Raw genomic sequence first — 13,971 nt, forward strand, 5'->3', positions numbered from 1 at the left:
TAGCGAGAGATTCATCTTATCCGATTGTTTTCACAACCGCTCCTTCTTGATTTTTAATATATGTCTTCAAAATTTGAAAGCTTACACCAGCTAAGGAAGAAATGGTGAATTGACTTTCTTGCGGTATCAGCTTCTGACTTAATTCTTCTACTGCTGCCTTGTTCAATGTAATCGTAATCTCTTGACCATTTTCAGAAAAACCTACTTGATGGCCTGCTTTAAATATTATCGTTATTTGTTGACCGACTAAGCTAAGATCTTTATCTTTCAAAATTCGTCCACGTAATAATTTACTAATGACATCAGCTTGCTTTGCCCCAAGTTGAACGATAGTAGACTGTTTGTTAAACCAGCCCTTTTTTTCTACTTCCCAAGCGAGTTGATCTACGAAAAGAAACCCCGTATTAGAACCATCCTCCTCCATTCCTCGCGCAACTGCCTCGGCAACTTCAGGATTTTGTAGTAGAGAAATTCTTGTTAAATCAGTAATATAGCTTGGAATTTCCTTGATGCCTGCCTCTAGCACACCAAGTGTATTCCACGTCTGCATCGCTTCTAACTCATCCTCTGAAATACCAACCATTTGGATAAACGCCATCTTGCCATTTGGTGTATCGATTTCAGCAAGCTCTGGATCATGTGTGAAGGCCAGTGCGGTTAATTGTGTATCGGCATCAAGACAAATAGGACCATTTGCATCTAAATAATCTCCCGTTCTAAAAACATTGCCACTATTAAACACATATCTGCCCATATTTTGGAGTAAATTTAACGCCCAAGCAGGTGGCTCTTCCTCATCTATTTGACGTACTAGTCGAAATGTTAATTCAAATCCATAGCCACTATAGTCCTTATTTTCAAATTCCTTTTCATATAATTCCGAGAAGCCATATGTAACAAAATGCCAATGTGGAATCGATGTTTCGCTTTTATAAACACTTATTCCATCTAAAGGATCTTGTCCTCCTAGTGAATAGGGAATCAATGTCCCATAATGCATTGGCTCCTGCTCACCATACACCTGGGATAATGCCTGATCAATCGCATCCCAACCAACTGCTGTTACTTCTTCACTCATTTACATATCCTCCTTGCTACTATTCAATCATTGAACGTACATACGCTACTAATTATGATAGCAATTTTATGGTGACTCTTTTAACAGGAATAGGACTCATTTTCCACTTTCCAACAACTAGGTTTATTGACATTCCATATGAGGTAAATATTACTAATAATCGACTGCGCCTTAGCGTAATTGCATCCATATTTTTTTGAGTTTGCTCGAAAAGTTCCTCCGCTTCGGTATTTGGATACCCACTGCATCAAAAGAACAATTTGTACTTTCATCTCACTACCGATAGAGAAGCGAGTTTTCTATTGAATTAAGATAAAAAGGCAATCCTCTATTTTACAAAATAGAAGATTGCCCGCGTGCGTGTCTATTTTAATATTTAAACATAAGGTAGTGCATACATTCGTTAACCGTAAAGCATAGCTGGTTCACGTACATTTTGTAAATAATCGGCCATTTTCCCTGCAAATACTTTCTCTAAATACGGTAATTGTGCTAGGCAATGAGGCGTCATTAATGCTGGATTTTGAACTATTCTTAGACCTCCCACTTTTAATAGCGTCGCTACAAACTGGGAACAAAAATAAGCACGCTCACGTCTCACTTCCTTTTGCATCATCACACCAAAAAGTCCGATAAAATTATATTTATAGCGATCTCGATTCCAATACATATAACGGACAATTTTCATCATGTCTAAATATTGATAATGGGATATACGACAGCGATAAATAACGCAATCCGCACATTCAAATAGCCCTCTTTCTGCATCCTCTCGTAAAAAACCCCCACTTAATGGATTGTTCAATTGCCTTCGACCAAAGCTATACATCTCCAATAGCCCCTCGTCAAAGGCTATGGATGCATGATTCATCTCCTTGCCCGTATACATACCAATCGCTTTTGATAATAACGTCCCTGTTTTGGTTAATACTATGTAAATCGTATGTGCCATATCTTCACCTACTTCAATATTCTCTCTCCTACTACCAATACGTTTTAAATCTTCAAATGGTTTCGTAAATTTCCTTTTTTTATAATTATACACAGCGAATCTTAAATATTTCCTAGTAGAACCTGAAGATTTTCTTAAGATTTGATAGGGTGGAAGTGTTTTTAGAATTTAATGATGACGATGAAATGATGTTGATTTTTGTACTACCTTTATTTATATGAGCTTACTTGTATGCATATGTGTGAGGTGATCTCGAAAATTTTTTCTGGGGTAAAGAATAATCGCTTATTATTTTATTAAAATACGCTACTCAACATGAGTAGCGTCTACCGAGTAATCAAGCATTTAAATCCGTTATGGCTGGCACATTAATTTCTTTTACACAGGAGACCGCTGATAAATTAATTACACATTGTACAATAGCTACAATATCTTGTACGGGAATTCTTGTACCTTCATATAAATGAATGGCCTTTTCGGCTCCTTCTTCATACGGTACTTCCGCTGCCAGTTCACCTGGATTAATACAAGTGACTGAAATTTTATCTTCTCTTAAATGTTCGCGTAGCGCATTTGTAATGCCCCTTAAGCCGAATTTAGACGTGACAAATGAAACTTGTGCATTTTTTGTGTGATCTAAGCCTGCTGTTGACCCAATTAAAATAACTTTCCCATGCTCCGCTTGTCTTAAATTTGGTAAAAGTGCCTGAATATATGTAATAGTAGAAGTTAGATTGATATTGATTAATTTAGAAATATCCTCTACTTCATCCTTATCAAATGTATAATTATCTTCAAATCCATGCTTTTCCCATACCCCAACATTATAAATTAATACATCGAGAGGAATGTCTTTTAACGCTTCTTTTAAAGTTGCTATTTGTTGTTGATTAGACAAATCGATTGATAGCCATTGACGATTTACTCCGTCAATTATATCTAAACTTTTAGGTCTCGTTCGTGATACCATCCATACTGTATCTCCTTTGACAGGTAAACCTTTGACAAACGCATCACCCAATCCTTGGCTAGCCCCAAATATAATGAAATTCCTACTCATATTGCCACCCTTTCTCGTTACAAAAATGTAATTGAAACCTGTATCCTTGTGTGAAAGGAATTTCTGCCATTCAAAGCATCTCTAATAACTGAAAAGAATCAATAACTTTCACCTTATTTGATCTTAACTTATTTAATGCTATTAATCTCTTTTTATCACTTGAACTTGCCACTGCATCTTTCACGACGGTCGTATGAAAATTATTGTGAAGAGAACAGCCTTCTGTAAACAAACCGACAATATGTATTTCTTTGATTCCATTACCATTTAAAAATCTAGTCAGTTCTGGGTTACTAAATGCATTAGCTTTATTTTTTGAAAAATAAACATTGTTTACTTTCAGCAATCTTTCATCTAGCTCAACTCCAGTACTCCCTTTTAACGCTGAATGTGTTGGATGCGCCATGAAATCCATGTAAAAAACTTTTCATGCTTATTTCAATCACTTTTCAATTTACTTACAGTGGTAATGTTCTTAAGTCCTTTCACATACATTAATGTCGGGATAGCACCTTTAACATCGCCCCCAAGATGTTTTTGTACAATGCTATCCCTTTTTACATACTTTGTTTAGCCACAGATTTTTTCATGATTTAGAGCAAACTATTCATTAACAACTCGTTGCATCGTTTTTGGGAAGGTTCTCCTCATTCCATCAGCATACTATGACTTTGCGGCATTTATATTTTGGCCTTTGAACAGCTAAGGTTGCTTTGATAACACACTAATTTTCCTACCTTTTTTTGCAAACTCTGTCTGTAATAATGAGTAGATCAACATATCGCTACTTTTTTAGTAACTTCTTGGACGCAATGTTTTCTGTAGCAACAGTTGCCTGTATCCTGACCAGACCTAATTGATTAAAGCCAAAAGATAATACTTCATTCACCGCTTCTGTCATAATGCCTCGATGCCAGTATCTTTCCGATAATTCGTAGCCTATTTCAGCTCGTTTTCCTACAAATTCACTTAAAAAAATCGTTCCAATTACTTCATCTGTCGACTTGTCAGCAATGGCAAAACGAATAAGCCAACCCTTTTCATAGCCTTCGTTCCAACTATTAATGACTTCATAATTTTTTTCGAGTGACTCTGGTCCGTTCCAATCCAGATAACGATAGACCTTTTCATTTGAATAATAGTTGTATAAGTTTATAGCATCCTCTGGCTTTAACTTTCTTAATTGAATTTGCTTCGTTTGTATTGTCGGAAAAGGTGTTCCTAATATTTTTGTAAAACTCATATTTCTCTTCTTTTTTTCAAATAATTGTGAACCTTACATAAAAGAATATTTGACAGTTAGTGCTCATTAAAGAGAATAAGCCACTGCGATTCAAAACCGTAGTGACTCATTGTTTGTTGCTTTTTAATTGAGAAGGACCTATCATTACGCTGCATGTTTTACTAGTTCACAAGGTAATCCGTAAGCAAAAGTGCTCTGTCTTTAATTTTGGCCCCTCACAAATAAGTGTCATCCTAAAATAGTTATTGATAGTGTTCCAAGTATTTTCCTTCTTCAAAAATTTCTTGTGCACTTAAGGCTGTCCAATCCTCTGGTGTTTGATTAGGATGCAAGTCTAGATAGGATTTAACCATCTTGTAGCCTTCACTGTAACCGTAATTTTCCGGTAATCCTTTTCCACCATATAAAACTTCTGAGGTACGATTACTGTCATACTTAGTTAAATCAGGTTCTACTTTAGACCATAATTCCTTGTTGTAAGTTACATTCTTTGGTGTATAGCCGATGTTGGGATAAACAGATTTTTCAAACATAACTGCTTTTCCTTCAAAGACGATATTATCCAAAACCGAAACCTCGACATCTTTATTGAAATATTTTTCCGCCCAAACGCTGTGATGGTATTCGTGGGCAACAGTTGACTTTATACCATCATCCAAAACATTTAGATTAAGCGGGATAATTATTTTTCCCGCCCCAACTGCGAAGGGTATCCTATTATTGGTTGCGGAAGGGAATACGCAAACCGCTACATCACTTTGAGAGGGTAAGAGGTCTGCGGATTTCAATAGCGATTCTTGAATGAGTTGATTGATTTCTGCTTTATGCGTCTCCATTTTTTCACTTACCACTTGTATTTCTGTTAGCCTGTTAGGAACCGTATTAAGCAGGGTTTCTGCCATATGATAATACTCCCCATTTTCAAAACAATCCTGGTAGATTGGTTGAATGATTTCCTTATTATACAGTTCCAAGGTTTCCGAGGTTGAAAGATTCGGGTTCTCTTTGACCTTTTCAATATAGGGATAAAACAGTTGATTGGCATGAATGATTTTGTATTTTTGTTTGGTTTGAGGGTGCTCAAATGAGAACATCATCTCTTCGTCATCTGTTATTTGCTCTTTCTCGTGAAGTTGGCTCTCCTTTTTTTCAGTTGGTGTGCATGCAGCAAGCATGAGTAGTAAGAAGCCTAGAATAAATGTGACCCCTATTTTAAATTTCATCATTTCTCCTCCCGATCGTTAATAACTCACAATTCTTTATAACCCCAATTATAACTTATATTACCATATAAATGATGATGAAAGAAAATACATTCACTAATATTTGGTAACGATTTAGTAAAGGCAAGAACCTCTAGTCTCTCCTTTCATATATTATAGTGAAAGGAGTGGCTATTGTGCCTTGGCAACATAAAATTCCATATTTAATCGGTCAGCCCGTTGGTGTTTCTTTCACAAATGGTCAAGGAACTTCCGGTGTCCTCTGTGGCGTATCAGGTGGAAAGCTTCTTGTCCTTGAATATTTGTATCAAAGTCAATTTGCCTTAAAGCAGTACGATCTTCATATGATTCACGATGTGAACGGCTTCCCTTCTTGTCATATGCAGCAGTCGTTATACTAAAAAGCATCCTAGAACGGATGTTTTTTTACATAGTGATGAAAACAAAACAATTAGTAGAATTTGTTTCATTATTTTTGATGCTGTAACTAGTTGAAAGCAAACACAATAAGTGAATGGGCTCATCGTACACTGACATAACGGAAATCACCCCCTCCCCTTGCCAAAAAGTCTTTACCTGCTCGTGATAGCATTTTCTAGTGCTGCGCAGGCTAACAACTAGCTCAAGCTACTATTTCATCATAATAATAAAGTAAAACGTTCAAAATGAAGGTTCAACTCAGGCAATGATTTGCTCTTTTACATTTTCTCTCATTGTGGCTTGGCTCCATAACGCTCCCCCTTTTGTCCTGTACATACTTTAGAAGAAAGAAAGGAGGTATGTTTCATGAGTTACTATGGAAATGTTAGTAATTTCAATAGTTACTGTGGCGGGGACAATGGAAGTGGCAATAGCTCGACATTCGTGCTTATTGTTGTACTATTCATCCTTCTTATTATCGTTGGTGCTAGCTTTATGTGTTAATTGATCGCCTCGGGCTTTAGCCTCTGTTCCATTACAGAAGCTAAAGCCTTTTACAATGAAACGCTACCCAGCTATTCCTCTAAACTCCCCCTCATCGTTTTTTTCTAGCTCATTTTATTTTTGACAAACAATTAATAGCTAGCGGCTGAGATAGATAACTATCTTAAACAGCTAGCTTCACATACTAATAGTAGTGTAAAGTTCTTTCAACTTTACTTTATACTCCTTTATGGTACTTTGGGTCACTTTCGTCCAAGTGACCCTTTTTTAGCAACTGCTCGTTTAGTTTCTCCTTTTCCCTATCAAGCGGAATCATCGAAACATTCCTACAACAAATTCGTTTTTATAGGAAGGAGGAAAATAATGAGAATTAATTTAAATTTTTGGTCATTTATTTTATCTTTGGGTTGCATCCTACTATTTTTTCTATCAGGCACATTGAAAGGCTTCTTTGACACACATCTTCATTTCCATCCATTACTATTGACACTTCTCTTGTCCATTGCCTGCTTTTATCTAAGCCTGGTCGGCATGAAAGATGTGAAAAATTTAACGACCTTGCTTCGAGGAATTTTGACAATGGTGATCACTCTTATTGTGATTATTAGTATTTCTTTTATTTTATTTTTTGGTACCCTATTAAGTTAAAATGACCTGCCCCCATATTATTTTTATACAAGCCTCCTTGACGAACGTTTGTTCTATGTTTAAAATATAAAAAAAGGAGGCTTTTTTATGCAAAAAACAACGAGTATTGCGTTAGTACATTTCTCTAAAAACTACGTAGAACAGTTAAATCGTTTTGAATTACCTGAAGAACAACACCAATTTACAGCTCTTCCTAAAGAGATTGCGATTGAAAAGGTAGGACAATATCCGATTGTGATTTTAAGTGATGATGTACCTGTTGGCTTTTTTGTTCTTCATGCAACGGACAGGGTTAAGGAGTATTCTAGTAATCCTCAGGCCATGTTACTAACTGCCCTATCCATCGATCATCAGCAGCAAGGTAAGGGCTATGCTAAAATGGCCATGTTTGCTCTTGCTGATTTTGTGAAGCAGGAATTTAAAGAATGTAACGAAGTGGTGTTAGTCGTCAATCATAAAAATATAGCTGCACAGAATTTGTATATCAAAGTAGGCTTTGTGGATCATGGCGTAAGAAGAATGGGGCCTATTGGTGAGCAAATCGTTTTGAATTTGCCGCTTTAAAGAAAACGTCACTCACTTGCTTTATTCTAAATGAGTGACGTTACCTTTATAGAATGAAAACTTCATCACAAACAGTGGCAATGAAATCCTCATCATGTGTTATGACAAAGACAAATTTATTTTGATTGGCCATGTGCTGCACCCACTTCGCTACTTTTAACATATTTGCTCCATCTAACCCGCTAGTAGGCTCGTCTAACAGTATAATTTGTGCATCTGCTATAGACGCGGCTGCTAGTGTCACACGCTGCTTTTCTCCACCTGATAGTGATGCGGGGTGCCTGTCATTCAATGGGACAAGCGAGAAATGTTCCAGTGCTTCGATTGCTTTGTTTCTTAACATCTCTGTTAGCTGTCGACCTAGCACGATTTCATGGCCCACGCTTTCTGCATACAGTTGATAGTCTGGATCCTGCATGACAAAATAGGATAGCTTGCTTCGCCGTGATGGGGATAATACGTTATCGTTTAAAAGAATTTGCCCTTTTTGCTGTTTGTATAGTCCCGCTAATACCTTACATAGCGTGGTCTTTCCTGCCCCATTTGCGCCTGCAATCGCGATCACCCTTCCACTCTGAACCTGTGCCTGAAAATGCTGAAAGCCCTTTTTACTTTTTTTATAAACATACTGTAAATCTTTTATTTGTAAGCTATTTGGTGCTTCTTGCTTCACCTTCTCTAGTAAGTTATTCATACCCATCGTTGGATAGCGCAATCCGTATTGATGATACATCTCATTAGAAAGTGCTAGAAACTGTTCTGCATGAAGATCTAATACTACTTGACCTTTATTCAATACAATAAAACGATCAGCCAATTGTCGATAGCTAAACAATCGGTGATCACTTATAACAATTGTTGTCCCATCCTGTTTAAGCTTGATTAATGTTGCTGTTAATAGTTGCATCGTCTTTGAATCTAAATTGGCTGTCGGTTCGTCTAAAATTAATAATTTAGGCTTTAAAAATGTTGCTGCTGCTATGGCGACACGTTGCTTTTCTCCACTGGACAGATAGGCAACATCTTTATCAAGCAACTCCTTAACTTGGTATTTTTCCGCATGTATGGCCAATTCCCTCACCATATTTTCCTTAGAGCGTCCCAGATTATTGGCAGCAAATAAAATTTCATCCTGTACATTCGACATAAAAAATTGACTTCTTGGATCTTGAAAAACAACACCAATCACTGATGCTCTCTCTTCAGGTGTAAAAGTACTCGGTTCTTTTCCAAAAACAGTCATCTTTCCTTCCTGCTTGCCAGGATAAATATTTGGCATGAGCCCCATTAATAGTCTTAAAATGGTGCTTTTCCCGTGACCCGATCTTCCACAAAGTATGGTACATGTACCCTCTGGTAGAGTGAAATCAATTTGAGATACACCACTCTCTGCACCTTCATATTGGAATGTAACTTGTTTAAATTCAATCACTAAAATCACCTACCATGATCCACAAACTAAGTGCGAGTAAAACCAAAACTGTGAGGACATCATTTACGCTAAAATTGGTTTTAGCTACGGTGGTACGTTGCTGCTGACATTCAATGCCACGTATTTCAGCTGCGACAGCCAATTCACTAGAAAGCTTTAGGCAGCGAAACGTTAGCGGAACAACTAGGCATTCATAGGCAACAAAAGGATGCCTGATAAGATGAAAGGGCGTAGGAAAAATTCCCCTCACCCTTATACCTTCATAAATAGTCTGGATTTCTTTCAGAAGTAAATGAAAAAAACGTAAAAAAATCATCGTTACAATTAAAAACGGTTTGGGCAATCTTAGTGCATCTAAAGCATACAGAATTCTACTTCCATTGGAAGCGGTAAAAACGAAACCAATCATAAAAACAGGATAAATTTGTGTAACTGAAAAGACGACAGGTGCTAAACCAGGCATGACAATGGGCATAACAAGAAGCAACATCCTTAAAAGAACATATGTAACAACGGCATGAATAGCTTGTTTCCATGCGCCATGTAACAGCATATAGACCATACTAAAGACTAGCATGCTATAAATTTGCCATTGTGACTCATTGAATAAAACGAATATACTCATTGCTAGTAACACGATTAAATGAGTACGAGGATCATTTTGTATCATAGTAAACTAGCCTTTTTCACATGACGATTGAGAAGGGAATTTCCGATTAATCCTCCTATTAAAACCCCTACTGTAGCCATTGCACACATGCCTAAGATCATACTTGGTGTTTCATAATAATACAGCATGTGATTTAATGATTCCGGGGTCGTATAGCTGGCTTCTAGGGATTGTAAATATTGCTTACGGAACATAAACAATGGGAAGACACCTGCTAGCACATAACCGATTTGATAGACAGCCATGCCAATTGTCAGTTTCAATGGATGTTGATAGCTTCCCTTCTTCCAACAAATCAATTCCACAACCATCCCAAACACAATGTAGATGATGATGTAATAAACCATGCCTAGTATAGCCATCAAAAGTCCCAAACAAAGTGCTGAGCATAAAAAGACGCCTCGTTTATTCACTTTATTTGCTAAAACAAACATAAATGGTGTAGCCAGTAGACCTGATATGATTTGCGAATAAATTTCTCCTAAAAAAATATTTGTCATCGCACCAATCATCCATGCTACGAATATGATCATATTAAAAATAGCCAATGAAATAAAATCATTTACAGTCCATTTGTTCTTCATCCTAATCCTCCTAAAGTGTCCATGCTTCCATTTCTTTACGACAATCCATTAATTTTTTATAAGTACCTATTTCTTTGATTAATTCCTGATGTGTTCCTTTTTGAACGAGCTTCCCATTGTCTAATACTAGAATTTGGTCTGCTTGCTCAATGGTTTTTAAACGATGCGCAATGATGATTAATGTTTTTCCTGCGACTAATTCATTGATGGCCTCTTGGATGAGATGTTCATTTTCTGGGTCCATACTGGCAGTGGCCTCATCTAAAATCACAATGGGTGCATCCTTCACAATGGAACGAGCAATGGAAATCCGTTGCTTTTCACCCCCTGATAATGTTGCTCCTGCTTCACCGACTTGCGTATGATAGCCGTCTGGTAAATTCATAATAAATTGATGGCATTGCGCCTTTCGAGCCGCTTCATAGACTTCTTCTTCTGTAGCATCTGGCTTCCCAAAACGAATATTATTCATAATGGTGTCGTTAAATAAGTAGACGTTTTGAAAAACAATACTTATATGACTTAATAGTGAATCTGTTGTCATGTCCTTAATTGGCTGGTGTCCAATGAAAATTTCTCCTTGTTGCACATCATAAAATCGCGCTATTAAGTGACAGATTGTCGATTTACCAGATCCTGATGGTCCAACAATCGCTGTTGTCTGTTGCTGTGGAATAAGAAAATCAACGTTTGTAAGCACAGGCGTGTCATCGTAACGAAATGACACATGTTTAAATTCAATATCATAGTTATTTAATGAGATGGTTTTGCCTGTCTCATCCATAGCAGCAACCGCTTCAAGGCTGTCTAATTTATCAAACGTTTCATCAAGCACCTTTAAGATATGCATCGCATCATTCATTGCCTCTACACCTCGAAACATCGTAAAGGCAAAGACTATAAAGACCACCATCTCAGGTATGGCCATTTGATGGTTATAGCATAGTAAACTGACTGCTATAATAATAGCGATTGTTGTCACTTTTAAAACCGCTAGATGAATTTGGTTAGGCACAACAAAATCCTTTTCGATTTTAATGTTGATTTTCTTGGCCTTTTCAAACGATTCTTTTAGGGATGTACTGGCTAAGCCCTGTAATTTGAATGACTTCACAATGGCCATTCCTCTGATAAATTCAAGGGTCGCAGCTGTCATCATATCGCGAGCCCGTTGAAATTCACTGGCATTTTCACGCGCTTTAACGCCAATTTGATTTAAGAAATAAAGTGAAATGAGCGTGCCTATGATAGCAATAAAAATCACTTGCCAATGATAGAAGGCCAGTACAATCATGAAAGCGAGCAAGCTCAAATAGCCATTGATAATCGTATCGAGCATTTTGATACTGTGCATTTCAATAAATCCTAAATCTGTTGAAATGGCAGACGTTAGCATCCCTTTATCATTCTTTTTAAAAAAGCTTAAAGGCACCTGCTTCATCTTCCTACCAATCGTCAACCTTTTTTCTGCTGTTATTTCATAGGCAATCATATCTTGCAGGACTGCTCGTAAATAGGTACATCCATATCTGCCTAAAACTGAAACGATCAGCCCTGCAAAAAGGGTCATAAAATGGGTAGTCGAAATCGTTAGCTTCCCATGCATATGCTCTAGCATCAGATTCATGGCATAGCCTGCTAAAATAATCGGAATGGCTACAAAAAATGAATGGATAAACGACACGAAAAAACCTAAATATAAACGCTTTTTAAATGGGGCGCACCATAACAGCATTCTTTGTATTGTTTTCAGCAAGATGGCTTCACCTCCTTCGCGTCATGATGGACTGCTATCTGTTGCGCATTTATATGGGCATGCCACATGTTGTGATAGCATTTGCCTAAACGTAATAATTCTTCATGCTGTCCTTCCTCCACAATTTCACCATTATTCAACACATATAGGTGATCTGCATCCTTCACAGTAGTTAAACGATGCGCGATGACAATCAACGTTTTATTCTTGGTTAAATGACGTAGAGATTGTTGAATTTTCACTTCATTTTCAGGATCTGTAAAGGCTGTCGCCTCATCCAAAATGACAATTGGTGCATCTTTTAATATGGCACGTGCCAATGCGATTCGTTGCCGTTCGCCACCAGACAGACGTCCACCAGCCTCTCCAACAGTTGTTTCATAGCCCTTATCAAAATATCGAATGAATTCATCGCAACAGGCTGCTTTCGCTGCCCCTATGACTTGTTCATCTGTTGCCTGTGGATTGCCATAACGAATGTTTTCCAACAAGGTATCATTAAATAAGAAATTATCCTGCGTCACAAAGCTAATCGTATCCGCCAGCTGATCTAGTGGCATATTTTTGATATTGGTGTGTCCAATAAAAATATCTCCCTTTGTAGGGTCCCAAAATCGAGTGATTAATTTAGCTACAGTAGATTTACCAGATCCTGATGGCCCCACAAAGGCGATGAATTGCCCCTCTGGAATCGTCAACTGAATGTCCTTTACCACAACGGGTTTGTCAGCATCATATTGAAACGATATATTTTTTAATTCAATAGATAGTTGTTCTGACAATGATACCGATTGTGTGACATTCGGTAATTCTTCAAGCGTTAAAAATTGCTGGACAATTTCTACCGAATATTGAATTTGCTTGACATGGTTCGTGAATAGCGCAAATTTTGTGAGTGGTTCGATGATACCGATTGAAAGGAGCAGACATAAAATATACGCTGTTGGTGTAAGCTCACCAATCGTATATAAATATAGGCCTAGCGGTAAGGTACCAATTAATGATGATGGTAAAATCGCTGAAATCATGCTCAACGTTTTAATTGAACTTGTGAACCAATTCACCGTATATGCTTTAAAATCCACAACAGCCGATTCAAACTTTGTATAAGACTGGCTTGTTTGATTGAAGGTTTTGATGACCTCTAATCCCTCCGAATATTCGACAAGGACACTATTAACCTCATGACTGGCCTCCATATAAGGGCCATAATTTTTATTCAATGATTTTAAAGCCACTAAAAATGGGATGAGGGCAAGTGGTATAGTAATAAGGGAAACAATGGCCATTCGCCAATCCAGCATGAATAAGTAAACAAAAATAGTGAAGGGTAATAAAGCATACGATATCCCCTCTGGAATCAAATGAGATAAAGGCAATTCGATTGTTTCTACTTGATCAATGACCAAGTTCTTTAATTTACCAATTCGCTCATTCAACATTTTCCCCAAGGGCAATTTCGTCATTTTAGCGGTTAAACGTAAGCGAATATTTTCTAAAATCGTATACGCTGCATCGTGGGCCATCGTTGTTGCAAACCCAAACAGGACATGTTTTGCCACAAAGCTGATGATGCTAAGAGTACTCCACAATAAAATATGTGGTATTGTAATCGTTCCATTGAAGAAATGATCGAGGATTTTAAAAACCCCAAAATACGGAATGATCCCCATGAACATACTCATGATGCCAAGCATAATGGCCGTTATCACTTGTGGACGATTATTTTCTGTAAATTGCCATGTATACATCACCCAATTCTCTTTCATTTGAATGCCCTCCTCAAAACAAAAAATACAACTGATAATCATTATCAATTGTATTATACGTTAGCATA

15 protein-coding genes are annotated in these 13,971 nt (G+C 37.3%); 4 read left to right on the forward strand and 11 right to left on the reverse strand.

Features of this window, described 5'->3' with window-relative positions; genetic code table 11:
• Positions 1 to 16 precede the first annotated feature (16 nt).
• The 6 genes from MHB40_RS13750 to MHB40_RS13775 all read right to left on the reverse strand — a co-directional run bounded on the left by MHB40_RS13750 (position 17) and on the right by MHB40_RS13775 (position 5,556).
• Positions 17 to 1,078 carry a suppressor of fused domain protein gene (locus MHB40_RS13750; protein ID WP_342532545.1) on the reverse strand — a complete coding sequence of 354 codons (1,062 nt, stop codon included), beginning with the start codon at positions 1,076 to 1,078 and terminating at the stop codon, positions 17 to 19.
• Positions 1,079 to 1,481: 403 nt separating this feature from the next.
• Positions 1,482 to 2,123 (reverse strand): hypothetical protein, encoded by a 642-nt coding sequence (locus tag MHB40_RS13755; protein WP_342532546.1) that lies wholly within the window; start codon positions 2,121 to 2,123, stop codon positions 1,482 to 1,484.
• A 244-nt stretch (positions 2,124 to 2,367) separates the two neighbouring features.
• The gene (locus MHB40_RS13760; protein WP_342440735.1) at positions 2,368 to 3,090 is read right to left on the reverse strand and encodes an SDR family NAD(P)-dependent oxidoreductase; all 723 of its coding nucleotides are present in this window, start codon (positions 3,088 to 3,090) and stop codon (positions 2,368 to 2,370) included.
• A gap of 70 nt (positions 3,091 to 3,160) precedes the next feature.
• Positions 3,161 to 3,496 carry an isochorismatase family protein gene (locus MHB40_RS13765; RefSeq protein WP_342532549.1) on the reverse strand — a complete coding sequence of 112 codons (336 nt, stop codon included), beginning with the start codon at positions 3,494 to 3,496 and terminating at the stop codon, positions 3,161 to 3,163.
• Positions 3,497 to 3,874: 378 nt separating this feature from the next.
• A complete protein-coding gene (locus MHB40_RS13770; protein WP_342440737.1) occupies positions 3,875 to 4,333 on the reverse strand; it encodes a GNAT family N-acetyltransferase in 459 nt (152 codons plus the stop codon).
• Between the two features lie 242 nt (positions 4,334 to 4,575).
• Entirely contained in the window at positions 4,576 to 5,556 is a 981-nt protein-coding gene (locus tag MHB40_RS13775) for a DUF2268 domain-containing putative Zn-dependent protease (protein ID WP_342443742.1), read from the reverse strand.
• A 176-nt stretch (positions 5,557 to 5,732) separates the two neighbouring features.
• Between MHB40_RS13775 and MHB40_RS13780 the strand changes: the two genes are divergently transcribed.
• The 4 genes from MHB40_RS13780 (at position 5,733) to MHB40_RS13795 (ending at position 7,692) form a co-directional block, all read left to right on the forward strand.
• The gene (locus MHB40_RS13780; RefSeq protein WP_342440738.1) at positions 5,733 to 5,957 is read left to right on the forward strand and encodes a hypothetical protein; all 225 of its coding nucleotides are present in this window, start codon (positions 5,733 to 5,735) and stop codon (positions 5,955 to 5,957) included.
• Positions 5,958 to 6,342: 385 nt separating this feature from the next.
• Positions 6,343 to 6,480, forward strand: coding sequence for a YjcZ family sporulation protein (locus MHB40_RS13785; RefSeq protein WP_243456223.1), 138 nt, complete (start codon positions 6,343 to 6,345; stop codon positions 6,478 to 6,480).
• Positions 6,481 to 6,843: 363 nt separating this feature from the next.
• Positions 6,844 to 7,128, forward strand: a complete 285-nt coding sequence (locus tag MHB40_RS13790; RefSeq protein ID WP_205443985.1) for a hypothetical protein — start codon at positions 6,844 to 6,846, stop codon at positions 7,126 to 7,128.
• 87 nt (positions 7,129 to 7,215) lie between these two features.
• Positions 7,216 to 7,692 (forward strand): GNAT family N-acetyltransferase, encoded by a 477-nt coding sequence (locus MHB40_RS13795; RefSeq protein WP_342440739.1) that lies wholly within the window; start codon positions 7,216 to 7,218, stop codon positions 7,690 to 7,692.
• Positions 7,693 to 7,738: 46 nt separating this feature from the next.
• Here the strand turns inward: MHB40_RS13795 and MHB40_RS13800 are convergent, their stop codons facing one another.
• From MHB40_RS13800 to MHB40_RS13820, 5 genes are read right to left on the reverse strand one after another with little or no spacing between them, the layout of a single operon-like run.
• Entirely contained in the window at positions 7,739 to 9,124 is a 1,386-nt protein-coding gene (locus MHB40_RS13800; RefSeq protein ID WP_342440740.1) for an ABC transporter ATP-binding protein, read from the reverse strand.
• Positions 9,117 to 9,794: an energy-coupling factor transporter transmembrane component T gene (locus MHB40_RS13805; protein ID WP_342440741.1), complete on the reverse strand. Its 678-nt coding sequence runs from the start codon at positions 9,792 to 9,794 to the stop codon at positions 9,117 to 9,119. The genes MHB40_RS13800 and MHB40_RS13805 overlap by 8 nt, the downstream gene beginning before the upstream one ends.
• Entirely contained in the window at positions 9,791 to 10,378 is a 588-nt protein-coding gene (locus MHB40_RS13810; protein ID WP_342440742.1) for an MptD family putative ECF transporter S component, read from the reverse strand. Before MHB40_RS13810 ends, MHB40_RS13805 begins: the two co-directional genes overlap by 4 nt.
• Before the next feature lie 10 nt (positions 10,379 to 10,388).
• Positions 10,389 to 12,134 (reverse strand): ABC transporter ATP-binding protein, encoded by a 1,746-nt coding sequence (locus MHB40_RS13815; protein ID WP_342440743.1) that lies wholly within the window; start codon positions 12,132 to 12,134, stop codon positions 10,389 to 10,391.
• Complete coding sequence (locus MHB40_RS13820) at positions 12,128 to 13,903, reverse strand: ABC transporter ATP-binding protein (protein ID WP_342440744.1); 1,776 nt, start codon at positions 13,901 to 13,903, stop codon at positions 12,128 to 12,130. The genes MHB40_RS13815 and MHB40_RS13820 overlap by 7 nt, the downstream gene beginning before the upstream one ends.
• Between the last annotated feature and the right edge of the window lie 68 nt (positions 13,904 to 13,971).

It is taken from the genome of Lysinibacillus sp. FSL K6-0057, from assembly GCF_038630885.1.
Lineage (GTDB): Bacteria > Bacillota > Bacilli > Bacillales_A > Planococcaceae > Lysinibacillus > Lysinibacillus fusiformis_F.